Genomic DNA, 22,768 nt, shown 5'->3' with positions numbered 1-22,768 from the left:
GTTCCATGTCTGATCGAAACAGCGACAACTCCAAACAAGAAAATCCGGGCGGCCTGTGGGCACGCCTGCGCCGTCCTTCCGCTAAGTCGCTGGGCGGCCTGTTGGCTGTCGGATTCGTGGTGGGCGTGCTGTTCTGGGGCGGCTTCAACACCGCGATGGAAGCCACGAACACCGAGAAGTTCTGCATTTCCTGCCACGAGATGTACGACAACGTGTACCAGGAGTACAAGCAGACGATTCACTACAGCAACCGCACGGGCGTACGCGCCACCTGCCCGGACTGCCACGTCCCGAAGCAGTGGACGCACAAGATGATCCGCAAGGTTCAGGCGTCCAAGGAGCTGTGGGGCAAGCTGGTCGGCACCATCGATACGCGCGAGAAGTTCGAAGCCAAGCGCCTGGAGCTGGCGCGCAACGAGTGGAAGCGGATGAAGGCGGTTGACTCGATTGAATGCCGTAACTGCCATAGTCTGGACAGCATGAACGCCGAGGTCCAGAAGCAGCGCGCACGCAAGCAGCACGAGATGGCCAAGGAAGACAAGATGACGTGCATCGACTGCCACAAGGGAATCTCCCATAACAAGCCGGCAGGCATGACCGAGGAAGACGAGATGTAAGGCTCGTCCTGCATCGAAGCCCAACCCAAGCACAGTGAGGAAATGACGATGAAGAAAACCATGATTGCTGGCGCCGTGGGCGCGTTCCTGGCATTCGGTGCCGGTACCGCGATGGCCGCTGCGCCCGACTGGGGCAAGGTCGAGGGCAAGGACATCACCGCCTTCTACCCCGGCGTGTCGCCGCTGGAGTGGATCCAGAAGGGCACCGAGCACGGGGGGGCGCGTGCGCTCAAGAAGGGCGAGACCTGTGCCGACTGCCACAGCGACGAGGCGGGCGACATGGGCAAGAAGATGGCCAGCGGCCAGAAGATCGAGCCTAGCCCGATCCCCGGCAAGGCCGCCTTCATTCCGGTGAAGGTGCAGGCTGCGCACGACGGCGAGAACCTCTACATCCGCTTCTCCTGGAAGCAGCCGGCCGCCTCGGGCGCCGCCAAGATGGACGACAAGAACCCGGTCAAGATCGCGTTCATGCTCGAGTCGGGCGGCAAGGTCGAACTCGCCGATCAAGCGGGCTGCTGGGCGACCTGCCATACCGATTCGCGCACCATGCCGGGTGCGGACGATGCCAAGACCAAGTACGTCAAGGGCGGCTCGGTTGCCGAGGGCAAGTTCTACGACCTCTACCAGTGGCGCAGCGGCGAGAACAAGGGCTACAACGGCTACGTCGCCGACAAGCGCGTGATGGAGGGCGGCAACGCCCTGGTCAGCGCCGAAGGCAAGAAGGACGGCGACAACTGGTCGGTGGTGTTCACCCGCAAGCTCGCTGCGGGTGACGGTGACGTGAAGCTCGAGTCGGGCAAGGCCTACAACTTCGGCTTCGCGATCCACGACGACAACGCGGCCGGTCGTTTCCACCACGTTTCGCTCGGCTACAAGCTCGGCCTCGACACCGACGGCCACATCAAGGCGGCCAAGCAGTAATCCGGTCCGACCCCGCCCGTGCTCCTGGGCGGTGTTCGATACGGCGGAAGCATCCGGCGAACCCGGGGCTTCCGCCGTTGTCCTTTGCGGTGGATCCATCGCGACTGCGTGGTCGCGTGGGCATGAAACGGGAGATTTCCATGAACGCCAGACTCGTTCCGGCAAGTCTGTTCGCGGTCGCAATCGGGCTTTCCGCGGCCGTTCCGGCGCAAGCCGCCGAACATCAGGTCGTGGTGGAGAAATACGCCTTTTCGCCGATGGAGTTGCGCATCAAGCGTGGCGACACCGTGACCTGGGTAAATAACGAAAAGCGGGTGAGTCATTCGGTGCTGCTGATCGGCCGTAACGAGGAGTCGGAGCGCTTTTTTCCCGGCGAGAAGTGGTCGCGCGCCTTCCCGGAGGCCGGGCGCTTCGAGTACCGCTGCGGACCGCATCCGGAAATGCTCGGCGTGGTGATCGTCGCCGAATGATCCGCGCGTGGCTCGCCGACGGATTTCGCTCGTGGGCCCTGGCGGTCGAGGTGGAAAGGGTGCGTGAGCGGATGCAGCGGGTGCGGCGGAGACCCCTCGCCCTTCGAGGTTGATGCGAGTCAAGGTTTCGACCCGGTCGAGGCCCCATGCTCTTCACCGATGCCTTACCGTCGGATGCCAGCATGAAGATTCCGCCACTCCTCGCCCACGCCGTCGTCTTCCTCGGCGCAGCGCTCGTCTCCGCTTATGCCGCAGCCTCCGGGCACGTCCCGGTCGAGCCCGCTCCGGCGCGTGCGCGCGAACTGGTCCACATCGTCCGCCAGGATTGCGGTTCCTGTCATGGCCTGACCTTCAAGGGCGGGCTCGGCCCCGCACTGACCGCCGAGGCGCTTGCCGACAAGCCGGCCGAGGGCCTTGTGGCCACCATCGTCGGTGGCCGTCCGGGGACGCCGATGCCGCCTTTCCAGTCCATCCTCTCCGAAGCCGAGGCGGAGTGGATCGTGTATTGGCTGATGCGCGGTTTTCCCGCCGATGCCGGCCTGCCGCAGGCCCCCGCGCGCAACTGAACCATCGCCGTCCGTCGTACGGCCCCCGTGCCACGCCCCTGTTGGCGAGTGCGGACGGCAGTCTTCCCGGTGGCCCTCCGCCACCCCAAGTTCCCGGAGCTCCCATGTCTTGCCGTGAAGTTCGTCTCGCACCGCCCGCCCTATGGGGCGTGGTCCTCTCCGCCATGGTCGTGCTGCTGTCGGCCTGTTCGAGCGTGCCGCCGGTCGCCGTGCGCGGCACCGGCGACCTCGGCGTGGTGATCGAGCGTGCCGACGGCAAGGTCAAGGTGATCGAGACCACTGGCCGCAGCGTGCTGGCCACCGTGGATGGCCTGGGCGATCTCTCCCACGCCTCGGTGGTTTTCTCGCGCGATGGCCGCTACGCCTTCGTGTTCGGGCGCGACGGCGGGCTGACCAAGGTCGATCTGCTGGCGCGCCGGATCGTCGGCCGCAAGGTCCAGGCGGGCAATGCGATCGGCGGCTCGATCTCGCACGACGGCAGCCTGGTGGTGGTGCAGAACTACGAACCGGGCGGCATCAAGGCCTTCGACGCCAACACGCTCGAGCTCGTCGCCGATGTGCCTGCGACCACGGACGACGGCACCCGCTCCAAGGTGGTGGGCCTCGCCGACCTCTCGGGCAAGCGCTTCATCTATTCGCTGTTCGAGGCGGGCGAGATTCGCATCACCGACTTCTCCGACCCGAAGAATCCGCTGACCCGGCGTTTTGCCGGCGGCAAGCAGCCCTACGATGCACTGGTCACGCCCGATGGCCGGTACTACATCGCCGGCCTGTTCGGCGAGGACGGCCTTGCCCTGATCGACCTGTGGAACCTCGACAAGGGCAGCCGCAAGATCCTCTCCGGCTACGGTCGTGGCGAGCAGCCCCTGCCGGTGTTCAAGATGCCCCACCTGCGCGGCTGGTCGATCGCCGGCAATCGGGCCTACCTGCCCGCCATCGGTCGCCACGAGGTGCTGGTGGTCGACACCGCCACCTGGCAGGAGGTCGATCGCATCCAGGTGAAGAGCCAGCCGGTGTTCGCCATGGCGCGCCCCGACGGGCGCGAGATCTGGGTGAACTTCGCCTTCCCCGACAACGGCTGGGTGCAGGTCATCGACACCGTCTCCGGCAAGGTCACCGACACCCTGCAGCCGGGCCGCGGCATCCTGCACATGGAGTTCCTCTCCAAGGGCCACGAGATCTGGCTGTCGGCGCGCGACGACAACAAGGTCGTGATCTACGACACCGCCAGCAAGCAGCCGATCGGCGGCTTCGAGTCGGCGAGCCCGAGCGGCATCTTCTTCACCACGCGCGCCGCGCGCACGGGCTTCTGATGCCGCGCCAGGCCATCTTGCCCGCGGCGCTCGACGCCACCGGCTTCCGCCTGCTCAACGAGTGGCAGCGCGACTTCCCGCTCGAGCCGCGACCTTTCGCACGCATCGCGCAGGCGGTGGGCGCCGCCGAGGAAGACGTCATCGCGGCCTACCGCGACCTGAGCGCGCAAGGCCTGGTGAGCCGGGTGGGCGCGGTGTTCGCCCCGCGTCGCCTGGGTGCGAGCGCACTCGCGGCCCTGGCCGCGCCGCCGGAGCGCCTGGAGGAGGTCGCCGCGCGCGTCACGCGCGAGCCGGCGATCAACCACAACTACCAGCGCGAGCATCGCTACAACCTCTGGTTCGTGGTCACCGCGGCCTCGCGTGCGCAACTCGAAGAGGTGGTCGCCGGCATCGAGCGCGACACCGGCTGTGCGGTCATCGTGCTGCCGCTGGAAGAAGAGTTCCACATCGACCTGGGCTTCGACCTCAAGGCGGGCGGGGAGGGGCGGCGACCGCATGCCGACGCGCGCAGCGACGAGCCGATCGCACGGGGCGACGCCGACGGCGGCTGCGCGTTGCCTGCGCTCGAACGCAAGCTGATCGGCGCGCTGCAGGGCGGCCTGGTGCTTGAGGCGCGGCCCTTCGCCACGCTGGCGGCGCGCGTCGGCCTCACCGAGGGCGAGGTGATCGCCTGCATCGCGCGCTGGGTGGACGAGGGCTTGATCCGCCGCTTCGGCGTGGTCGTGCGCCACCATGAGCTCGGCCTCGAGGCGAACGCCATGTGCGTGTGGGACGTCCCCGACGCCGAGGTCTCCGGGCTTGGTCGCCGGCTCGCGCAGGAGGCGGCGGTCACGCTGTGCTACCGCCGCCGCCGCGTGCTGCCCGGCTGGCCGTACAACCTGTTCTGCATGATCCACGGCAGCGCGCGCGAGGAGGTGCTGGCCGCGCGGGCGGATCTCGCCGCGCGCCTCGGCCTCGACCGCCATCCGCACGCGGTGCTGTTCAGTTGCCGGCGTTTCAAGCAGACCGGCGCGCGCTATCTCGACGCCAAGGATCTCGCCCATGTCTGAAGCCCAGCCGGCCGCGTCGGTCGGCCGTCGTGGCGTGGCCGCGAAGCGTGCGCCCGACGACACCGACCGTCGCCTGATCAATGCCATCCAGGGCGAGTTCCCGCTCTCCGAGCGCCCCTTTGCCGAGGTCGGCGTCCTGCTCGGCCTGGCGGAGGACGAGGTGATCGCGCGCCTGCAGTCGCTGCTCGACGACCGCGTGCTGACCCGTTTCGGGCCGATGTACCAGATCGAGCGCATGGGCGGCGCCTTCTGCCTGGCCGCGATCGCGGTGCCCGAGGCGCAGTGGACGAGCGCGGTGGAGGCGGTCAATGCCTTCCCCGAGGTCGCGCACAACTACCGCCGCGAGCACGCGCTCAACATGTGGTTCGTGCTCGCCACCGAGACGCCGGAGGGCATCGCCGACTGCGCGCGCCGCATCGAGGCCGCTACCGGCTTGGTGGTGCATCTGTTCCCCAAGGAACGCGAGTACTTCGTCGAGATGAGGCTGGAGGCCTGATGGTGCAAGGCATGTCCGGGAACGGAGCCCTCGCGCGGGCGGATGCGCAGGATGCCGCGGGTGCCGGCATGGATGAAGCTGCCCTTGCGGAGTTCGACCGCCGCCTCGTGCTCGCCACCCAGGGCGGCCTGCCGCTGGTTCCACGCCCCTACGCCGCGCTGGCCGAGACGCTCGGCGTGGCCGAGGGCCGCGTGCGCGAGCGCCTCGCCGCCATGCTCGCCGACGGCCGCATTCGCCGCATCGGCGCGGTGCCCAACCACTACGCCATCGGCTACACCGCCAATGGCATGAGCGTGTGGGACATCGACGCCGCGGTGATCGACGCGGTCGGCGAGCGCGTCGGTGCGCTCGACTTCGTCACCCACTGCTACCGCCGCCCGCGCCATCTGCCCGACTGGCCCTACAACCTGTTCGCGATGGTGCACGCCGCCAGCCACGAGGCCGCGCTCGCGCGCGTGGAAGAGATCGCCGCGCTGATCGCGGCGGAGTTTCCTGGTGCCTGCCGCAACCGCGACGTGCTGTTCTCGTCTGGCATCCTGAAAAAGACGGGCCTGCGCATCGGCGCCTGATCCGGCAAGCGACTCTTCCGGCCGGCACGAGCGCCCGCCCCGGGCACCCTTGACGCGCATCATTTTCATTCGCGGGCGCCTCGGGTGAAATGGCCAGCATTCAGGAGGCTCCCATGTTCCGCATCTCCCAATTCATCCGCGAGCTCGACCACCCCACGCCTGCCGGCCCCCGCCGCAACCCGCCAGGTCCGGTGGTGATCTGGAACCTGATCCGGCGCTGCAACCTCACCTGCGAGCACTGCTACTCGATCTCGGCGGACAAGGATTTCCCCGGCGAGCTGAACACACAGGAAGTCTTCAAGGTCATGGACGACCTCAAGGACGCACGCGTGCCGGTGCTGATCCTGTCCGGTGGCGAGCCGCTGCTGCGCCCCGACATCTTCGACATCGCCCGCCGCGCCAAGGGTATGGGCTTCTACGTCGGCCTGTCGTCCAACGGCACCCTGATCGACGAATCCAACATTGATGCGATCGACGAGATCGGCTTCGACTACGTCGGCGTCAGCCTCGACGGCATCGGCGCCACGCACGACCACTTCCGCCGCAAGCAGGGCGCCTTCGAGGCCTCGATGCACGGCATCCGCCTGTGCCGCGAGCGCGGCATCAAGGTCGGCGTGCGCTACACGATGACCGAGGGCAACGCCCACGACCTGCCCGCGCTGTTGAAGCTGGTCGAGGACGAGGCCATCGACAAGTTCTACTTCTCGCACCTGAACTACGCCGGGCGCGGCAACAAGAACCGCGCCGGCGACGCCCGCCACCGCACCACCCGCGAGGCCATGGAGCTGCTTTTCGAGACCTGTCTCGACCTGCACCGGCGTGGCATCGACAAGGACTTCGTCACCGGCAACAACGATGCCGACGGCCCCTTCCTGCTGCACTGGGTGCAGCGCCGCTTCCCCGACAAGGCCGCCCACATCGAGGCCAGGCTGCGCCAGTGGGGCGGCAACGCCAGCGGGGTGAACGTCGCCAACATCGACAACCTGGGCATCGTGCACCCGGACACCATGTGGTGGCACGTGCCGCTTGGCAACGTGCGCCAGCGCGCCTTCGGCGAGATCTGGAACGACCTGTCGAACCCGCTGCTCGCCGGCCTCAAGCAGCATCCGCGCAAGCTGGAGGGGCGCTGCGGCGCGTGCAAGTACCTGGAGATCTGCAACGGCAGCTCGCGCGTGCGCGCGGAGCAGGTCACCGGCAACCCGTGGGCGGAGGACCCGGCCTGCTACCTCTACGACGAGGAGATCGGCGTGAATCCGGCAGACTACGGCGCCGAGCGCGTCGTCACGACGCCCTGGACCCGCATCGACAAGGTTTCCGCATGAAGATCCGCGCCTCGACCCTGACCGGCCTGTTCGCACTCGCCGGTGCACTGGTCGTCTTGCCTGCCGCCGCTTCGCCGGACAAGGCCGTCGCTCGGGCCGCGTCCGGGGCAGCGGCGTCGCCGGCTGCCATCGACGTACCCGCGCTCTACGCGCAGCATTGCGCGGCCTGCCATGCGCCCAATCGCCTCGGAGCGATGGGGCCCGCGTTGCTGCCCGACAACCTGGGCCGCCTGCGCAAGAGCGAGGCTGCCAAGGTGATCGCCGAGGGCCGGCCCGCGACCCAGATGGCCGGCTTCGCCGCGCAGCTGGGCAAGGACGAGATCGCCGCGCTCACCGAGTGGATCTACACCCCGGTGGTGCCCGAGCCGCGCTGGACCGACGAGGACATCCGCGCCTCGCGCGTCGTCCATGTCGACACCGCGACCCTTTCCGACAAGCCGGTGTTCGACGCCGACCCGCTCAACCTCTTCCTGGTGGTGGAGGCGGGCGACCACCACGTCAGCGTGCTCGACGGCGACAGGCTCGAGCCGATCCACCGCTTCCAGTCGCGCTTCGCGCTGCATGGCGGGCCCAAGTTCGCCGCCAACGGGCGCTACGTGTTCTTCGCCTCGCGCGACGGCTGGATCACCAAGTTCGACCTGTGGAACCTGAAGGTCGTGGCCGAGGTGCGTGCCGGCATCAACACCCGCAACGTCGCCGCATCGCCCGACGGCACCCACGTCGCGGTGGCCAACTACCTCCCCAACACGCTGGTGCTGCTCGACGGCGAGCTGAACCTGGTCAAGACCATCCCGGCGATGGACCGCGACGGCAAGAAGAGCTCGCGGGTGTCGGCGGTGTACGACGCCACGCCGCGCCAGTCCTTCATCGCCGCGCTCAAGGACGTCGGCGAGGTGTGGGAGATCAGCTACACCAAGGCGGTCGAGGACATCCCGGTCAGCTACATCCACGACTACACACAGCGCGAAGGCAGCTTCATTCCCGGTTACCTCAACCCGCGCCGCACCATCCTCGCCGAGGTGCTCGACGACTTCTTCTTCACCCAGGACTATTCCGAGCTGATGGGGGCCTCGCGCGAGGGGGTCGGACAGGTGGTGAACCTCGACGTGCGCAAGAAGATCGCCAATCTGCCGCTTGACGGCATGCCGCACCTGGGCTCTGGCATCACCTGGGAATGGCAGGACCCCGCCGCCGGTCCGGGCGCCAGGCCGCGCACGGTGATGGCGAGCACCAACCTCAAGGCGGGCGAGGTCACCGTGATCGACATGAAGACCTGGGAGGTGGTGAAGCGCATCCCCACCCGCGGCCCGGGCTTCTTCCTGCGCAGCCACTCCAGCAGCCGCTATGCGTTCGTCGATTCGATGATGAGCGCGGAGGCCAAGCACATCCTGCAGGTCATCGACAAGCAGACGCTGGAGGTGGTGCGCGAGATCACCGGTGAGCCGGGCAAGACGCTCGCCCACGTCGAGTTCACCCGCGATGGCCGCCATGCGCTCGCCAGCCTGTGGGAGGACGATGGCGCGGTGATCGTCTATGACGCGCGGACCCTCGAGGAGGTCAAGCGCCTGCCGATGAGAAAGCCTGTGGGCAAGTACAACGTATGGAACAAGATCACGCGCGAGGAAGGCACCAGCCACTGATTCCTCCCGGCCGGGCAGGTGTGCGGCCGTGCGCAGCTTCATCCGCCTTCAACCCGTTCAGCAGAAAAGAGAACCGAACATGGCGCTGATCCGCCTCGACGAACCCACCACCAAACGCATTCCGCCCGACACCTTCTCGCTGTGGGCGCTCGCCTTTCGTCCCTTCTACCTGCTCGCCGCACTGTTCGCAGCGATCGCGGTGCCGGTTTGGGCGGTGGCCTACTCGGGCGCGATCGACCTGCCCATGCCGGGAATCTGGTGGCATTCGCATGAGATGATCTTCGGCTTCGCCGTGGCGGTGATCATCGGCTTCCTGTTCACCGCAGGGCGCAACTGGACCGGGCTCGACACCCCGACGGGCAAGCCGCTCATGGTGCTCGCCGCGGTGTGGCTCGCCGGGCGCCTGGCGATGGCCTTCGGCAGCGGAGCCTGGGTGGCCATCGTCGATCTGGCCTTCCTTCCGGTCGCGGCGGGGATGCTGCTGAAGGTGCTGATCAAGGCCAAGAGCAAGCGCAACTACTTCGTCGGTGCGCTGCCCGCGATGCTCGCGCTCGCGAACCTGTTCTTCCACCTCGCCGTGCTCGGCGTGATCGAGGCCGATCCGCTGACCGCCATGCACCTGGCCCTCGGCCTGGTGGTGGTGCTGGAGACCATCGTCGGCGGCCGCGTGATCCCGATGTTCATCTTCAACGCGGTACGTGGCGTCAAGCAGTGGCGCAACGTGAAGGTCGACTGGGCGGCGGCGATCGCCACCGGTATCGCGCTGCTGCTGTGGGCGCTGGGTGCCGGAGGCTGGGCGGGTGTGGTGTCGTTGATCGCAGCCGTTCTGCAGGCGGTGCGGCTAGGCGGCTGGAACCCTTGGGCGACGCGCGGCCATCCCATCCTGTGGGTGCTGCAACTGGCCTATCTGTGGATTCCGCTCGGCCTGGCGCTGCTCGCGCTTACCCAGTTCGGCGTGCTGCCGCGCTCGGCCGGAGTCCATGCCCTGGCCATCGGCGCGACCGGCGGCCTGATCATCGGCATGATTACCCGCACCGCGCTCGGCCACACCGGCCGCATGCTGATCGCCGGTCGCATCGAGACCGCGGCCTACGCCCTGGTGCTGATCGCCGCGCTGGTGCGGGTGCTGACCGTGGGCTTCTTCCCGGCCGCACAGTTCGGCGGCGTGCATGCGGCCGCCACGCTGTGGTCGATCGCCTTCCTGCTCTACCTGTGGCGCTACGCCCCTTACCTCTGGTATGCGCGGGTGGACGGCAAGGAGGGTTGAGCGCTTGCGGGGCGCCCACAAACAGGAAAGGGGCCTGCGGGCCCCTTTTGCATCGCCCGGACATTCACGACGGCTCAAGGATCGCCCTGCAGGAGCGATGCGAGACGCGATTGCGACGTTCCGGAAGCGTGGGTGCGGGTTTGACGCGCTGAAAGGCGTGACCCTCAACCCAGGCTTCGGCGCAGGCGGCCGATGTCGGGGATGTGGATGGTGCGGCCTTCGACCTGGATGAGGCCTGCGCTGGTGAGTTCGCTGAGGATGCGGGAGAAGTGTTCCTGGGTGAGGTTGAGCCGCGAGGCGATCGTGCCCTTGCTGGTGGGCAGGCGCAACGACACCGAGCCTTCGGCCACCCCGTCGCCGTCACGCTCCTCTTCGCGCAGCAGATAGCCCACCACGCGGTCGCGACCCGAACGCAGCGAGTAGCTCTCGACGTCGGCCATCAGCAGATGCAGTCGCTGGGCCAGGCCGGCGATGATCTTGCGGCAGAACAAGGGATCGCCCGACATTTCCTCGAAGAAGATCTGCTTGCCGATGTGCAGCAGGGTGGCGTCGGTCAGTGCCTGCGCCATCACGACGTAGGGCTTTTCCATGAACATCACCGCCTCGCCGAAGCTGCGTCCGGCGTAGAGGATGTCGACCACCTTCTCGTTGCCCTCGGCCGAGGTGAAGGCGAGCTTGATCTGGCCGTCGAGGATGAGGTGGAAGCCGTGGCAGGGGTCGCCGCGATGGAACAGGATCTCGCCGCGCGCGACCCGTACCTCGCGCACACCACGCGCGAAGCGGACGATATCCTCGCAGGCGAGGCCGTTGAAAAGCGGCGCGCGCGCGAGCAACCGGCACAGGCGGTCGATCTCCGTGACCGGGCTGGCGGGGGAGGAATCGATCCGGACAGGTCTTTCCCCGACCGGGGTGGCGTTACGAGGCATGGCTTCAGCGGGTGAGCTGGGCATAGAACATGGGCAGGCGTGCGGGCAACTCGTCGGGTTGGCGGATCACCGCGTAGCCGGCCGGACCGAAGAGGTGCGGCAGGTAGCTTGCGCCTTCGCGGTCGATGGTAACGCAGAACGGCACCACACCGCGGTTGCGTGCCTCGACGACGGCGACGCGGGTGTCCTCGATGCCGTAGCGGCCGTCGTAGAGATCGAGGTCGTTGGGTTTGCCGTCGGACAGGATCAGCAGGATGCGGCGTGCGGCGCGCTGGCGGTCGAGGATCGTGGTGGCGTGGCGGATCGCCGCGCCCAGGCGGGTGTAGTAGCCCGGCTTGATCGCCATGATGCGGCCGCGCGCGCGGTCGTCGAAGCGCTGGTCGAAGTCCTTGAGGCGGTGGAAGCGCACGTTGCTGCGCTTGACCGAGGAGAAGCCGCATAGCGCGAAGCTGTCGCCGGTGGCGAGCAGGGCTTCGCCGAAGAGCAGCAGCGAGTCGCGGATGACGTCGATCACACGCGCCTCGGAGGAGACCCAGGAATCGGTCGACAGCGACAGATCGGCCAGCGCCAGGCAGGCGAGGTCGCGCTCGCGCTTCTCGAGCGAGAGGTAGAGCTGATCGGACGGATGGTGGCCGGTGGCGCGGTCGGTGGCGGCGCGCACCACCGCGTCGAGGTCGAGCTCGGTGCCGTCGACCTGCGCCTTGAGCCAGCGTCTGCCCGGAGTGAGCGCGGCGAACTGGCGGTGCAGCCGGCGCGCAGTGCGGCGCAGGTGCTCGGGCAGGGCGCAGGGGGCGGCGCGCGGGTCGTGGATCGAGGGGGTGAGCTCGGCGAGGCGGACGTGGTCCTCGAGCAGCAGGTTCTTGCGGTAGTCCCACTCGGGCAGCGGGATGCCGTCGCCGAGCACGACGTCGTCCTCGGCAGCCGAGGGCAGGTCGAGGTCGAAGCGCACCTTGGAGGCGACGCGCTCGCCGTCGCGGGTGATCGACAGGTGGTCGAGGTTGGCGGCGGCGTCGGCGGCGTTGTCGTCGGGCTCGTCGTCGGTGCTGCGCTGGACCTTGATGAACTCCGCCACCGACAGCAGGCTCTCGGCGCGGAAGGGGATGATCATGCCGTGCTTTTCCGGCATTTTCTCCTGGCGCTCGACACGGTGGGCCTGGCGGCTGCTGTCCTTGCCGGGACGGCTGGCGCCGGCCTCGCCGAGCTCGCCGCCCGCGCCGGCGCCGCCGCTGCCGCCCGCGGCGCTGGCGTGGAACTCGCTCAGCCACAGCAGCACGGGCTGGGTGGCGCGCGCCTTGGCGGGCAGGCGGGGCAGGGCGGCGACGCTGCCGGGGGCGTGCAGGGCGAGGCGGATCAGCTTCTCGCGTTCGGCCTCGGCGGGCGGCAGCTTGTCGAGCCTGGGGCGCTGGGCGATCATCGCGTCGACCAGGCGGCGGTAGCGTGCCTGGATGCCCGGCCAGCGCGCCAGGGCGCGCAGGGTGGCGGCCTGGTTCTCGCGCAGCTCGCGGGTGGCGGCCTCGTCGATCGGCTCGTCGGGCACGGGGCCGAGCGCGGGGTGGCCGTCGCCATCCTCCGCGGGGGGCGCGGCGGCCACGGCGGCGAGCCAGAGGTAGAGGTCGCGGTTGAGGCCGCGCTCGGGCAGCACGTCGAGCTCGGGCGGCAGGCGCAGCGTGGACACGTCCATGCGCGCGCGCGCGACGCGTTCGTCGGCGCCGGCGATGCGCTGCAGCAGGCTGCGCCGCGCGCCATGCTCGTCGGTGGTGGCGGCCGCCAGGCGCAGGCCGGGGTCGCCGCCGAGGGCGCGGAAGAACACGCCCGCGGTCTTCTCGATGTCGCGCAGGCGGACCGCCGCCTTGGGGAAGTGTCCGCCGGCGGCGCGGGTGATGAGGCGGTGCCAGAGCAGGCCTACGGTTTCTTCCATGGCGTCAGCGATCCTTGAGTGCGCGGAACCCGGCCTCGTTCTGGCGCGCCGCCTCGCCGGCCACCCAGGACAGCAGCGGCCCCTGCGGGTTGGCGTGCTGGGTGGTCGCGCAGGCGTCGACGCATTGGCGGCACTGGGTGCAGGTGAACATGTGGCGCTTGATGTTGCGCGGGCGCAGCCGCATCGGGCAGGCGGCGTCGCAGGCGGACTGGCGGTCGGGCAGGCAGTTCGAGCAATCGCTCGCGCGCTCGCGCTCGAAGCCGACCACCAGCGCGTCGCGGTTGCCCATCCAGGCCAGGCTCTGGAACAGCCCGACGGCGCACACGAAGCGGCAGAACAGGTGACGTGCGAAGAGGAACTCGAGGCTCAGCACCACCGTGGCCGCGGTGAGGAAGATCGCCTGGTTGCGCGTGAGCTCGCCGGCGAAGAGGTTGCCGTACACCTGCGCGGGCGGCAGCAGGTAGGTGAGCAGCACCACCGCCCACAGGAAGGCGAAGCCCACCGCCGCCGGCACGACGACGCCCCACCAGCGCGCGTCCACCCGCGCGGGGCGGCCGTCGGGCTTCCACGCCGGCAGCAGGTGGCGGTCCCATACCGAGGCCTTGCCCGAAGCGCGCGCCATCAGCCGGTTGATCGACTCCACCACCGAGAAGTGCGGGCACAGCCAGCCGCAGTACAGCCGTCCCCACTTCCACGCCGCGCCGATGACCAGCGCGGCGAGCGCGAGCAGGGGCACGAAGAGATTCAGGATGATGCTCCCGGCCGCCTCGAGTGCGCTCGCCTGGCCGGCGAGGAAGGGGTCGAGGCCGAGCCGCCATTCCATGCCGAGCAGCCAGGCGTGGTCGGCGTCGAGGTCGTAGCGGAAGAGATCGAATACCGGCGCGAGCACGAAGAGCGCGAAGAAGCCGGCCTGGAACGCACGCCGGCGGCGCTGCATCGCCGCGGCGGCGGCCGCATCGCCCGCAGGGGCGGTCGCGATCGGGATGACGCGCTGCGGTTTGCGCGCAGGGGCTCCGGTGTTCATCGTGGTCACCGGCCGGCTCAGGAGGGCTCGCGCGGTCCGAACACCGGGAAGCGCCAGCTGCGGCCGTTGATCGCGCGCGACAGGCCCATCACGCCGAGCAGGATCAGGCTCGAGTGGACGAAGGTGAAATAGAGCACCCCGATCACCCAGGTCCACGGATTGTCGAAGCCGCCGAGCAGGAAGATCGCGACGCTGATCACGACCAGCAGCAGCCCGCCCCAGATGCAGGTCCACCCGGTCTGGCGCAGGTGATTGCGCACCAGCGGATCGGGGTGCCCGCGATGCAGGTACCACAGCACCATCAGCGCGAGGAATGCCAGCCCGGGCAGGAGCATCAGGTTGATCAGGAACAGCGCCTCGGCGACGACCGCCAGGCGCGGGCCGGGCATGACGTGGCGGAGCGGATCGGCGCGCTTGATTTCCATCTCGATGTCCCGGCCTTCAGCGGCCGAAGGTGGCGGCGACCACCTCCATCAGTCCCTCGGCGACGTCGGCGTCGTCGGTCAGGCTCTCGACGATGCCGACCCGGCTGGCGGCGACCGGGTCCATGCCGTCCTTGACGAGCAGGGCGGTATACACGAGCAGGCGGGTGCTCGCGGCCTCTTCCAGGTCGCGGTCCTTGAGCGCGCGCAGCGCGTTGGCGATGGCAACCAGGCGCTTGGCCAGGTCCGGTGCGCAGGCGGTCTCGCCGATCAGCACCGCCTCTTCCTGCTCGGGGCGCGGGAAGTCGAAGCGCAGGCTGACGAAGCGCTGGCGGGTCGAAGGCTTCATGCCCTTGAGCAGGTTCTGGTAGCCGGGGTTGTAGGACACCACCAGCATGAAGGAGGGTGGCGCCTCGAGGAGCTCGCCGGTGCGGTCGATCGGCAGCACGCGACGGTCGTCGGCGAGCGGGTGCAGCACCACGGTGGTGTCCTTGCGTGCCTCGACCACCTCGTCGAGGTAGCAGATGCCGCCTTCGCGTACCGCGCGGGTGAGCGGGCCGTCGCACCACATCGTCTTGCCGTCGCCGATCAGGTGGCGGCCGACCAGGTCGGAGGCGGTGAGGTCGTCGTGGCAGGCCACGGTGTACAGGGGCAGGCCGAGGCGGGCGGCCATGTGCGAGACGAAGCGCGTCTTGCCGCAGCCGGTGGGGCCCTTGATCAGCAGGGGCAGGCGGTTCTTCCAGGCGTGCTGGAAGATGTCCACCTCGTCGCCGGCGGGTTGGTAGAAGGGAATGTCGAGGTTGGGCGTATCGGGCTTCATTGGGCGAGTCCCTTGATGTAGGCGATGGCGATCAGCGCCCAGACGACGATGATCCAGCCCATCGTGATCGCGCGCCAGAGCAGCGGTGCATGGCGCAGCGCCATGAAATCGAGGATGACCACCGCGCCCTTCCAGAACGAGATCGCGGCGAGGATGGCGACGCCCCAGGTGCCGGTCACGCCGAGCGAGCCCATGCCCCAGGTGGCGACGGTGGCGAGGATCAGGGTGGCGAACAGGATCGTGGAGCCGCGGGGCGTTCCGTGCATGCGTGCGCTCATGGCGGGCTCCTCAGTGGATGACGTAGACGAGCGGGAAGAGGATCAGCCAGACCAGGTCGACCATGTGCCAGTAGGCGGCGCCGGTCTCCAGTCCGTTCATCTCGCCCGGGCGGTAGCGGCCCTGGCGCGCGCCGTTCCACATCGCGATCAGGATTACCAGACCCAGGATCACATGCATGAAGTGGAAGAAGGTCAGCGACAGGTAGAACATGTGGAAGGTGCTGCTCGAGAGGCTGATGTTGTGCTCGAACGCTGCGGCGTACTCGCTCAGCTTGACGACGATGAAGCCGAGGCCGGTGAGGATCGCGCCGCCCAGCCAGTTGGCGCACTGTCGCGAGGCCTGGGCCTCGGCGGCCTGCACGGCGCGCACCACGAAGTAGCTCGCAGTGAGCAGCAGCACGGTGTTGAGCGCGCCCGCGTTGCGGTTGAGTGCGGCCTGCTCGGCGGCGAAGAGTTCGATGTTTTTGGCGCGCGCGAAGGCGTAGGCGGCGAAGAAGACCCCGAAGGCGAGCAGCTCGGCGAGGATGAAGAACCAGATCGCGAGGTCGCCCGCAAGGCGGGGGCCGTGCGCCTGTGCCGGTCCGCCGGCCGGCAGGGAACTCGGCGGAGTGGTGACGGTATTCATGCGGCGCAGTCTAGGCAGAAGGGCGCGGGTTTAACTTGATCGTGGTTAATTGGGATTCGTTCGTGTTCAGCCCGCCGCCGCCAGCCAGCGCCGGGTGACGTCGACCATGCGGCTGGCGAAGCCCCATTCGTTGTCGAACCACACCACCAGGTTGAGCATCTTCGCTCCGACTGCGCGCGTCTGGCTGCAGTCGATGATCGCCGAGTGCGGGTCGTGGTTGAAGTCGATCGAGGCGTGCGCCTCGTCGGAGCACGCGAGCAGGCCACGCTGCGGCCCGGCGGCGGTCTCGCGCAGCAGGCGGTTGACGGCCTCGGCCGAGACCTCGCGGCCGAAGCTCAGCACCATGTCGATCGCCGAGACGTTGTGGGTGGGCACGCGGATCGCCTTCGCCTGGACGCGTCCGGCGAGCGCCGGCAGCAGGCGTTCGACGCCGCGCGCCAGACCGGTCGACACCGGGATGATCGACTGCATCGCCGAGCGCGTGCGGCGCAGGTCGGCGTGGTGGTAGCCGTCGATCAGCGGCTGGTCGTTCATCGCCGAATGCAGTGTGGTGAGCAGGGCCTGCTCGATGCCGATCTCGCGGTGCAGGCAGTCGAGCACCGGGACCACGGCGTTGGTGGTGCACGACGCGTTAGACACCAGGCGCCCGGGGCCGCGCAGCTCGTCCTCGTTGATGCCGAACACCACTGTGACATCCACATCCTCGGCGCCGTTGCCGGGGTGCGACAGCAGGAGTCGCGGGCAGCCGGCAGCGATGAAGCGCTGCAAGTCGCGGCGTCCGCCGTACTGCCCGGAGCACTCGACGACGAGATCGAGCCCCAGCGCGGTCCAGTCGACCTCTTCCGGGGTCCTCGCGTGGCTCACGTGGATCGCATGACCGTCCACGATCAGCTCGCGCTCGCTGCGCTCCACCACCCCCGGAAACCTGCCATGGGTCGAGTCGAAGCGGGTGAGGTAGGCGATGCTGGCGAGGTCCGCAGGCTCGTTGATCGCGACGATGCGGTAGCGCTCGGCGAGGCCGGCTTCGTGCAGGGCACGCAGGTAGCAACGACCGATGCGGCCGTAGCCGTTGATCGCGATGCGGAAGGGGCGCTCGGCGCCGCTCGGGTGCAGCACGGGAGGTGCGTCGTGGGACGGCGGGGAGGGCAGAAGGGAGGCGTTGGGCACGGGCGGAGGGGAGCGAGCGGAGGCGATGGGACGCGCGCGCCGGGGGGATCCGGCGGCAGCGGAGTGCCGTTCGGGCGCGGACGAAGCCCGACATTCTAGCGGCCGCTCCATGCTGCGAGCGCGGCACGCAAAAAAAGAGGGGCGGCTCGCGCCGCCCCAACCCCTTACCCTGGATGATCCAGGCTTATTACCGCATTTCGGTCGGCAGGGCTCAGCCGTGCACGACCCCCTTGGCATCGCCCTTCACGAAGAAGCTGGCGAGATAGGCCAGCAGGCCGATGAAGAACATCACGCCCGCCCATTCGCGCATCCAGTAGAACAGCATCAGCTGATCCTGGGTGGCCATGAAGGACATCGGGGTGTCGGACACGCGCTGCAGCCAGACCTGCAGGATGCCGGCGGCGGTCAGGAACAGGGTGATGAAGACCATCGCGATGGTCATCAGCCAGAACGCCCACATCTCCAGCACTTGCGCCTTGGTCGAGTTGGCGGCGCGGCCGCGCAGGATCGGCATGGCATAGCTGATCATGGTGATCACGACCATCACGTAGGCGCCGTAGAACGCCATGTGACCGTGCGCGGCGGTGATCTGCGAGCCGTGGGTGAAGTAGTTCACCGGAGCCAGGGTGTGCAGGAAGCCCCACACGCCAGCGCCGAGGAAGGCCATCACGCCGGTACCGAGCGCCCACAGCACGGCAGCCTTGTTCGGGTGCTCGCGACGACGACGGTTGACCATGTTGAACGCGAAGACGGTCATGGCGAAGAAGGGGATCGGCTCCAGCGCGGAGAAGATCGAACCCCACCACTGCCAGTATTCCGGCGTGCCGATCCAGAAGTAGTGGTGGCCGGTACCGATGATGCCGGTCACGAGCGCCAGGGTGATGATGACGTACAGCCACTTCTCGATCACTTCACGGTCTACACCGGTGACCTTGATGAGCACGAAGGCGAGCATCGCGGCCATGATCAGTTCCCACACGCCTTCCACCCAGAGGTGAACCACCCACCACCAGTAGAATTTGTCGCGGACGAGGTTGACCGGGTTGTAGAAGGAGAACAGGAAGAAGATCGCCAGACCCCACAAGCCGAGCAGCAGCACGATGCTGATGACGGTCTTGCGGCCCTTGAGCACGGTCATCGTGATGTTGAACAGGAAGGCGAGCGCGACGATCACGATGCCGATCTTGGTCAACAGCGGCTGCTCGAGGAACTCCCGGCCCATGGTGGCGAGGATGTCGTTGCCGGTCATGGACGCCAGCGTGCTGTAAGGCACGAGCAGGTAGCCCACGATGGTCAGCGCACCGGCCACCAGGAAGATCCAGAACATCGCCAGCGCCAGCTTCGGGCTGAAGAGTTCGGTCTCGGTCTCTTCCGGGATCAGGTAGTAGGCCGCACCCATGAAGCCGAACAGCAGCCACACGATCAGCAGGTTGGTGTGAACCATCCGCGCGACGTTGAACGGGATCTCCGGGAACAGGAAGTCCCCGACGACGTACTGCAGGCCCAGAATCAGGCCGAAGATGATTTGCCCCACGAACAGACCGATCGCCGCGATGAAGTAGGGCATGGCGACCGCTTGTGATTTGTATTGCATGGATATCCCCTTGTGGTCTCCAGAGTTCCGATCAGCCCTCGATGTTGGGCGGCCAGTTGGCGGTGTTGATTTCCGAGGTGTACTTCAGGAAGGCCACCAGCTGGTCGAGCTCTTCATCGGTGAGGTTGAACTGCGGCATCTGGCGACGGCCGGGGGCTCCGGTGGGCATGGCCTGCATCCAGCCCTTGATGAAGTCGCCGCCGCGGCGCTTGTAGACGTTGCCGAGTTCGGGAGCGAAGTAGGCGCCCTCGCCGAGCAGCGTGTGGCAGCCCAGACAGTTGCGGGTTTCCCAGATGTGCTTGCCGGCGGCAACCTCGGGGGTGATGGCGGCGCGGTTGTCCCGGTTGGGCAGCTCGCGCTCGGTGTCGAAGGTGAGCGCCAGGAACAACAGGAAGAAGAACGTCGTCCCCCCGTAGAAGATGTTCCGCGCCATCGATTTTGTGAAAATACCGCTCATGGAGTACTCCTCATCGCTTGTCTCGTTTTGTCAGGAAGGTCTCGGTTCGCCCGCGTGGGTCAGGGGTACAACTGTCCACGGCAATGCCGATGGTGGGCGGATTGTCACGGCGGGCACCCGCGCTCTCCATGATTTGAATCAAGATGTAGCCCGAGTGGAACTTTTCCATCCGCATGGGCGCTCGCTTTGCGGGTCTTTGCAGGCCTCGGGGCACGCACGGACCGGGGATGCGTGGCGGCGTGCGCCGCGCCACGGGCTGCTTGCGCTCGTGCTGGCGGCGATCGCGGGGGGGGCGCTGGCTGGCGGGGAGGGGCCAGGGCCGGTGGCTGTCGACGTCGGCCACACCCTGGACGCGCCCGGGGCGACGAGCGCGCGCGGCCGCAGCGAGTTCGAGTTCAACCGCGATCTTTCCGTGCATGTGGTCGATGCACTGCACGCGCGCGGCTGGGCGGTGAGCACCATCAACGCCGACGGCCGCATCGCGAGCCTGCGCGCGCGGCCGCAGGCCGCCGGCGAGGCCGGAGCGGCCTTCCTGCTCTCGCTGCATCACGACTCGGTCAATGCCGTCGAGTTGCGCCCGTGGACCTGGGAGGGGCGTGCGCTCGACTACAACGACGAGTTCGCCGGGCATTCGCTCTTCGTCTCGCGCGACAACCCCGATACGGCCATGAGCATCCTGTGTGCGCGTGCGATCGGCGCCCGCCTGCAGCGCATGGGTTTCGAGCCCACGCACAAGAACGGCCGCCGGCGCAGCTACGCCGACCGCGAGCATGCCGTGCACCACTACGACGGGCTGGCGGTGCTGCGCCACGCGCGCATGCCGGCAGTGCTGTTCGAAGCCGGCATCCTGAAAAACCGCGACGAGGAACTGTTGCTGCGCGACCCCGAACGCCAGGCGCGCATGGCCGACGCGATCGCCACCGGGATCTCGGCCTGCCTGCGCAACGGCCTTCCGGCTGACGACGAGGCGTGGGCGGACCGCCCGGATCGCGCCGACCCGCCCACGCCGTGAAGCGAGCGGGGGGCTGCCCGCTCCGCACGAGGGCGGTCTCGTCGCCGGATGGAACCGACGTGGTGGGGAAGCAGGCTTACTTGGCGGTGGGCAGGCGCGAACCGACGCCCTGGACGAAGTAGTCCATCCTGCCCAGGGTGGCATCGTCCATCACCGCACCGGCGGCGAGGCGTTCCTTCCCGGCCTGGTCGAGCACCGGGCCGGTGAAGGGATGCAGGCTGCCGGCGGTGATGCGGCCCTGGAGTTCCTTGACCATGGCCTGCACGTCGGCCGGAATCGCCGGGTTGAGCGGGGCGAGGCGGATCATGCCGTCCTTCATGCCACCCCACACGCCCTCCGGCTTCCACGTGCCCCCGAGCACCGCGTCGACGGTGCGGGCGTAGAACTCGCCCCAGTGGTGGGTGGTGGCGGTGAGCTGGGACTTGGGCGCGTACTTCGACATGTCGGAGTGGTAGCCGAAGGCGTACACGCCCTTTTCTTCCGCGGCCTGGACGGTGGCGGTGGAGTCGGTGTGGTGGGTGAGCATGTCGGCGCCCTGCGAGATCAGGGTCATCGCCGCCTCGCGCTCCTTGCCCGGGTCGTACCAGCTGTTGGCCCAGATCACCCGCACCTCGACGTTCGGGTTCACGCTGCGCGCGCCCAGGGTGAACGCGTTGATGCCCTGCAGCACCTCGGGGATCGGGAAGGCGCCGACGTAGCCGAGGACGTTGGACTTGGTCATCTTGCCGGCGATCACGCCGTTGAGGTAGCGGCCCTCGTAGAAGCGCGCGTTGTAGGGCGCGAAGTTCTTCGCCGACTTGTAGCCGGTGGCGTGCAGGAAGGTGACGTTGGGGAACTGGCGGGCGACGCGCTCGACGTAGTTCATGTAGCCGAAGCTGGTGGCGAACACGATCTTGCTGCCGCTGGCGGCGAACTCGCGGATCACGCGCTCGGCATCGGCACCTTCCGCGACGTTCTCGACGTAGCGCGTCTCGATCCTGCCGCCGAGCGTCTTCTCGAGCTCCTTGCGACCGAGGTCGTGCTGGTAGGTCCAGCCGGCATCGCCGATCGGGCTCACATAGACGAAGCCGACCTTCGCGGCGTCCGCGGCGTGGGCGGCGAAGGGCAGGGTGGCTGCGACCGCAAGCGCGGCGGCGGAGAGGACGAACTGGCGGCGATGAGTCATCTTGGGCTCCTCGGAGGGTCGGAAGGTCGGCACGGGCGCCGCTGCGGACGAGCGCGGCGTGCTGCTCGCCGGGTGAAGGAAGAGGTCGGGGAAGGACTCACCCCGCGGTGGCGCGCACGCATTCGCGCACCAGTGCCGGGCCGCGGTAGATGAGTCCGCTGTAGAGCTGAACCAAAGCGGCGCCGGCCTCGAGCTTGGCGCGCGCCTGTGCGCCCTCGAGCACGCCTCCGGCGGCGATGATCGGCAACTCGCCGGCGAGCGCGTGCGCGAGCTTGCGCACCACGGCGGTGGAAGCCTCGAACACCGGCGCGCCCGACAGGCCGCCCTGTTCGTTGCCGTGGGCGATGCCCTGCACCTTGTCGCGCGCGATCGTGGTATTGGTGGCGATCACGCCGTCGATGCGGTGGCGGCGCAGCGCGTCGGCGATGTTGCTCACCTGCGCGTCGTCGAGGTCGGGGGCGATCTTGAGGGTGAGCGGGACGTAGCGCCCATGTTGCTCGGTGAGGCGGGTCTGCGCCGCCTTGAGGCGGCCGAGGAGGTCGTCGAGTTCGGATTCGCCCTGCAGCTGGCGCAGGTTCTTGGTGTTGGGCGAGGAGATGTTCACCGTGACGTAGCTCGCCAGGGCGTACACTTTTTCCAGGCAGGCGAGGTAGTCGTCGGCGGCACGCTCGATCGGGGTGTCGAAGTTCTTGCCGATGTTTATGCCGAGGATGCCGCGGTACTTCGCCGCACGCACGTGCGCGAGCAGGACGTCGACGCCGTGGTTGTTGAAGCCCATGCGATTGATGATGCCCCGCACCTCGGGCAGGCGGAACATGCGCGGGCGGGGGTTGCCCGGCTGCGGGCGCGGCGTGATCGTGCCGATCTCGAGGAAGCCGAAACCGAGGCGGGCGAGGCCGTCGATCGCCTCGCCGTTCTTGTCGAGCCCGGCGGCGAGGCCGACGCGGTTGGGAAAGCGCAGGCCCATGACCTCGACCGCGCTCGCCGGCTCCGGCTCGGCGGCGGGCAGCAGCTTGCCGGCATAGTGCAGGCCATGCAGGGTGAGGTTGTGGGCGGTCTCGGGGTCGAGCGCGAACAGGAGGGGGCGGGCGAGTTCGTAGAGCATCGCGAGATTGTAGCGAGTCGACCCG

Annotated in this window: 24 protein-coding genes; 12 read left to right on the top strand and 12 right to left on the bottom strand. The window is 68.3% G+C overall.

The window, feature by feature from the left end; genetic code table 11:
- Positions 1 to 5: 5 nt before the first annotated feature.
- The 11 genes from TMZ1T_RS12480 (at position 6) to TMZ1T_RS12430 (ending at position 10,230) form a co-directional block, all read left to right on the top strand.
- Complete coding sequence (locus TMZ1T_RS12480) at positions 6 to 617, top strand: NapC/NirT family cytochrome c (RefSeq protein WP_012585578.1); 612 nt, start codon at positions 6 to 8, stop codon at positions 615 to 617.
- 42 nt (positions 618 to 659) lie between these two features.
- Positions 660 to 1,538 (top strand): ethylbenzene dehydrogenase-related protein, encoded by an 879-nt coding sequence (locus TMZ1T_RS12475; RefSeq protein WP_041589663.1) that lies wholly within the window; start codon positions 660 to 662, stop codon positions 1,536 to 1,538.
- A gap of 140 nt (positions 1,539 to 1,678) precedes the next feature.
- The gene (locus tag TMZ1T_RS12470; RefSeq protein ID WP_012585576.1) at positions 1,679 to 2,008 is read left to right on the top strand and encodes a cupredoxin domain-containing protein; all 330 of its coding nucleotides are present in this window, start codon (positions 1,679 to 1,681) and stop codon (positions 2,006 to 2,008) included.
- A gap of 182 nt (positions 2,009 to 2,190) precedes the next feature.
- The gene (locus tag TMZ1T_RS12465) at positions 2,191 to 2,574 is read left to right on the top strand and encodes a c-type cytochrome (RefSeq protein ID WP_040828605.1); all 384 of its coding nucleotides are present in this window, start codon (positions 2,191 to 2,193) and stop codon (positions 2,572 to 2,574) included.
- Positions 2,575 to 2,678: 104 nt separating this feature from the next.
- Entirely contained in the window at positions 2,679 to 3,887 is a 1,209-nt protein-coding gene (locus tag TMZ1T_RS12460) for a cytochrome D1 domain-containing protein (protein WP_012585575.1), read from the top strand.
- Positions 3,887 to 4,936, top strand: coding sequence for a siroheme decarboxylase subunit beta (gene ahbB / locus TMZ1T_RS12455; protein ID WP_004301747.1), 1,050 nt, complete (start codon positions 3,887 to 3,889; stop codon positions 4,934 to 4,936). The genes TMZ1T_RS12460 and ahbB (TMZ1T_RS12455) overlap by 1 nt, the downstream gene beginning before the upstream one ends.
- Positions 4,929 to 5,432, top strand: coding sequence for an Lrp/AsnC family transcriptional regulator (locus tag TMZ1T_RS12450; protein WP_004301749.1), 504 nt, complete (start codon positions 4,929 to 4,931; stop codon positions 5,430 to 5,432). Before ahbB (TMZ1T_RS12455) ends, TMZ1T_RS12450 begins: the two co-directional genes overlap by 8 nt.
- A gap of 68 nt (positions 5,433 to 5,500) precedes the next feature.
- Positions 5,501 to 6,001, top strand: coding sequence for a siroheme decarboxylase subunit beta (ahbB, locus tag TMZ1T_RS12445; protein ID WP_231570786.1), 501 nt, complete (start codon positions 5,501 to 5,503; stop codon positions 5,999 to 6,001).
- Positions 6,002 to 6,114: 113 nt separating this feature from the next.
- Positions 6,115 to 7,323, top strand: a complete 1,209-nt coding sequence (gene nirJ, locus TMZ1T_RS12440) for a heme d1 biosynthesis radical SAM protein NirJ (RefSeq protein WP_004301753.1) — start codon at positions 6,115 to 6,117, stop codon at positions 7,321 to 7,323.
- The gene (locus TMZ1T_RS12435) at positions 7,320 to 8,963 is read left to right on the top strand and encodes a cytochrome D1 domain-containing protein (RefSeq protein ID WP_004301755.1); all 1,644 of its coding nucleotides are present in this window, start codon (positions 7,320 to 7,322) and stop codon (positions 8,961 to 8,963) included. The genes nirJ and TMZ1T_RS12435 overlap by 4 nt, the downstream gene beginning before the upstream one ends.
- Positions 8,964 to 9,042: 79 nt before the next feature.
- Positions 9,043 to 10,230, top strand: coding sequence for an NnrS family protein (locus TMZ1T_RS12430; RefSeq protein WP_004301758.1), 1,188 nt, complete (start codon positions 9,043 to 9,045; stop codon positions 10,228 to 10,230).
- A 164-nt stretch (positions 10,231 to 10,394) separates the two neighbouring features.
- On the opposite strand, the gene TMZ1T_RS12425 is transcribed toward TMZ1T_RS12430, so the two are convergent.
- The 10 genes from TMZ1T_RS12425 to TMZ1T_RS12380 form a co-directional block, all read right to left on the bottom strand.
- Positions 10,395 to 11,156 carry a Crp/Fnr family transcriptional regulator gene (locus tag TMZ1T_RS12425; protein WP_012585574.1) on the bottom strand — a complete coding sequence of 254 codons (762 nt, stop codon included), beginning with the start codon at positions 11,154 to 11,156 and terminating at the stop codon, positions 10,395 to 10,397.
- A gap of 4 nt (positions 11,157 to 11,160) precedes the next feature.
- Positions 11,161 to 13,074, bottom strand: a complete 1,914-nt coding sequence (locus tag TMZ1T_RS12420) for a nitric oxide reductase activation protein NorD (protein WP_012585573.1) — start codon at positions 13,072 to 13,074, stop codon at positions 11,161 to 11,163.
- A gap of 4 nt (positions 13,075 to 13,078) precedes the next feature.
- Positions 13,079 to 14,098, bottom strand: a complete 1,020-nt coding sequence (locus tag TMZ1T_RS12415) for a 4Fe-4S binding protein (protein ID WP_012585572.1) — start codon at positions 14,096 to 14,098, stop codon at positions 13,079 to 13,081.
- Positions 14,099 to 14,115: 17 nt separating this feature from the next.
- A complete protein-coding gene (locus TMZ1T_RS12410) occupies positions 14,116 to 14,523 on the bottom strand; it encodes a hypothetical protein (protein WP_004304121.1) in 408 nt (135 codons plus the stop codon).
- 16 nt (positions 14,524 to 14,539) lie between these two features.
- On the bottom strand, positions 14,540 to 15,340 hold the full coding sequence (locus TMZ1T_RS12405) for a CbbQ/NirQ/NorQ/GpvN family protein (protein ID WP_004304119.1): 801 nt from the start codon (positions 15,338 to 15,340) through the stop codon (positions 14,540 to 14,542).
- Positions 15,337 to 15,618: a cytochrome C oxidase subunit IV family protein gene (locus TMZ1T_RS12400; protein ID WP_004304117.1), complete on the bottom strand. Its 282-nt coding sequence runs from the start codon at positions 15,616 to 15,618 to the stop codon at positions 15,337 to 15,339. Before TMZ1T_RS12400 ends, TMZ1T_RS12405 begins: the two co-directional genes overlap by 4 nt.
- 10 nt (positions 15,619 to 15,628) lie before the next feature.
- A complete protein-coding gene (locus tag TMZ1T_RS12395) occupies positions 15,629 to 16,243 on the bottom strand; it encodes a cytochrome c oxidase subunit 3 (RefSeq protein WP_004304115.1) in 615 nt (204 codons plus the stop codon).
- 66 nt (positions 16,244 to 16,309) lie between these two features.
- Positions 16,310 to 17,359, bottom strand: a complete 1,050-nt coding sequence (locus tag TMZ1T_RS12390) for a type I glyceraldehyde-3-phosphate dehydrogenase (protein ID WP_012585571.1) — start codon at positions 17,357 to 17,359, stop codon at positions 16,310 to 16,312.
- Positions 17,360 to 17,621: 262 nt separating this feature from the next.
- Complete coding sequence (locus TMZ1T_RS12385; protein ID WP_012585570.1) at positions 17,622 to 19,004, bottom strand: cbb3-type cytochrome c oxidase subunit I; 1,383 nt, start codon at positions 19,002 to 19,004, stop codon at positions 17,622 to 17,624.
- A 31-nt stretch (positions 19,005 to 19,035) separates the two neighbouring features.
- Positions 19,036 to 19,461 (bottom strand): c-type cytochrome, encoded by a 426-nt coding sequence (locus TMZ1T_RS12380; protein ID WP_012585569.1) that lies wholly within the window; start codon positions 19,459 to 19,461, stop codon positions 19,036 to 19,038.
- A 268-nt stretch (positions 19,462 to 19,729) separates the two neighbouring features.
- Here TMZ1T_RS12380 and TMZ1T_RS12375 point away from each other — a divergent pair, with 268 nt between their 5' ends.
- A complete protein-coding gene (locus TMZ1T_RS12375; RefSeq protein ID WP_012585567.1) occupies positions 19,730 to 20,473 on the top strand; it encodes an N-acetylmuramoyl-L-alanine amidase family protein in 744 nt (247 codons plus the stop codon).
- A 76-nt stretch (positions 20,474 to 20,549) separates the two neighbouring features.
- Here TMZ1T_RS12375 and TMZ1T_RS12370 read toward each other — a convergent pair whose 3' ends face one another.
- Positions 20,550 to 21,638, bottom strand: a complete 1,089-nt coding sequence (locus tag TMZ1T_RS12370) for a BMP family ABC transporter substrate-binding protein (RefSeq protein WP_004304105.1) — start codon at positions 21,636 to 21,638, stop codon at positions 20,550 to 20,552.
- Positions 21,639 to 21,735: 97 nt separating this feature from the next.
- A complete protein-coding gene (locus TMZ1T_RS12365; protein ID WP_004304102.1) occupies positions 21,736 to 22,743 on the bottom strand; it encodes a quinone-dependent dihydroorotate dehydrogenase in 1,008 nt (335 codons plus the stop codon).
- Positions 22,744 to 22,768 lie beyond the last annotated feature (25 nt).

It is taken from the genome of Thauera aminoaromatica, assembly GCF_000021765.1.
In the GTDB taxonomy this organism is placed as follows: Bacteria; Pseudomonadota; Gammaproteobacteria; order Burkholderiales; family Rhodocyclaceae; genus Thauera; species Thauera aminoaromatica.
This window is presented reverse-complemented; position numbering and strand designations above follow the sequence as displayed.

What these genes read in the sequence shown, in the direction of transcription:
- nirJ (WP_004301753.1), top strand. Translation starts at nt 6,115, where the DNA reads ATGTTCCGCATCTCCCAATTCATCCGCGAGCTCGACCACCCCACGCCT.
- TMZ1T_RS12395 (WP_004304115.1), bottom strand. Translation starts at nt 16,243, where the DNA reads ATGAATACCGTCACCACTCCGCCGAGTTCCCTGCCGGCCGGCGGACCG.
- TMZ1T_RS12365 (WP_004304102.1), bottom strand. Translation starts at nt 22,743, where the DNA reads ATGCTCTACGAACTCGCCCGCCCCCTCCTGTTCGCGCTCGACCCCGAG.
- TMZ1T_RS12475 (WP_041589663.1), top strand. Translation starts at nt 660, where the DNA reads ATGACGATGAAGAAAACCATGATTGCTGGCGCCGTGGGCGCGTTCCTG.
- TMZ1T_RS12430 (WP_004301758.1), top strand. Translation starts at nt 9,043, where the DNA reads ATGGCGCTGATCCGCCTCGACGAACCCACCACCAAACGCATTCCGCCC.
- TMZ1T_RS12435 (WP_004301755.1), top strand. Translation starts at nt 7,320, where the DNA reads ATGAAGATCCGCGCCTCGACCCTGACCGGCCTGTTCGCACTCGCCGGT.
- TMZ1T_RS12470 (WP_012585576.1), top strand. Translation starts at nt 1,679, where the DNA reads ATGAACGCCAGACTCGTTCCGGCAAGTCTGTTCGCGGTCGCAATCGGG.
- TMZ1T_RS12465 (WP_040828605.1), top strand. Translation starts at nt 2,191, where the DNA reads ATGAAGATTCCGCCACTCCTCGCCCACGCCGTCGTCTTCCTCGGCGCA.
- TMZ1T_RS12385 (WP_012585570.1), bottom strand. Translation starts at nt 19,004, where the DNA reads ATGCAATACAAATCACAAGCGGTCGCCATGCCCTACTTCATCGCGGCG.
- TMZ1T_RS12400 (WP_004304117.1), bottom strand. Translation starts at nt 15,618, where the DNA reads ATGAGCGCACGCATGCACGGAACGCCCCGCGGCTCCACGATCCTGTTC.
- ahbB (WP_231570786.1), top strand. Translation starts at nt 5,501, where the DNA reads ATGGATGAAGCTGCCCTTGCGGAGTTCGACCGCCGCCTCGTGCTCGCC.
- TMZ1T_RS12460 (WP_012585575.1), top strand. Translation starts at nt 2,679, where the DNA reads ATGTCTTGCCGTGAAGTTCGTCTCGCACCGCCCGCCCTATGGGGCGTG.
- TMZ1T_RS12450 (WP_004301749.1), top strand. Translation starts at nt 4,929, where the DNA reads ATGTCTGAAGCCCAGCCGGCCGCGTCGGTCGGCCGTCGTGGCGTGGCC.
- TMZ1T_RS12415 (WP_012585572.1), bottom strand. Translation starts at nt 14,098, where the DNA reads ATGAACACCGGAGCCCCTGCGCGCAAACCGCAGCGCGTCATCCCGATC.
- TMZ1T_RS12380 (WP_012585569.1), bottom strand. Translation starts at nt 19,461, where the DNA reads ATGAGCGGTATTTTCACAAAATCGATGGCGCGGAACATCTTCTACGGG.
- TMZ1T_RS12420 (WP_012585573.1), bottom strand. Translation starts at nt 13,074, where the DNA reads ATGGAAGAAACCGTAGGCCTGCTCTGGCACCGCCTCATCACCCGCGCC.
- TMZ1T_RS12370 (WP_004304105.1), bottom strand. Translation starts at nt 21,638, where the DNA reads ATGACTCATCGCCGCCAGTTCGTCCTCTCCGCCGCCGCGCTTGCGGTC.
- TMZ1T_RS12480 (WP_012585578.1), top strand. Translation starts at nt 6, where the DNA reads ATGTCTGATCGAAACAGCGACAACTCCAAACAAGAAAATCCGGGCGGC.
- TMZ1T_RS12405 (WP_004304119.1), bottom strand. Translation starts at nt 15,340, where the DNA reads ATGAAGCCCGATACGCCCAACCTCGACATTCCCTTCTACCAACCCGCC.
- TMZ1T_RS12425 (WP_012585574.1), bottom strand. Translation starts at nt 11,156, where the DNA reads ATGCCTCGTAACGCCACCCCGGTCGGGGAAAGACCTGTCCGGATCGAT.
- ahbB (WP_004301747.1), top strand. Translation starts at nt 3,887, where the DNA reads ATGCCGCGCCAGGCCATCTTGCCCGCGGCGCTCGACGCCACCGGCTTC.
- TMZ1T_RS12410 (WP_004304121.1), bottom strand. Translation starts at nt 14,523, where the DNA reads ATGGAAATCAAGCGCGCCGATCCGCTCCGCCACGTCATGCCCGGCCCG.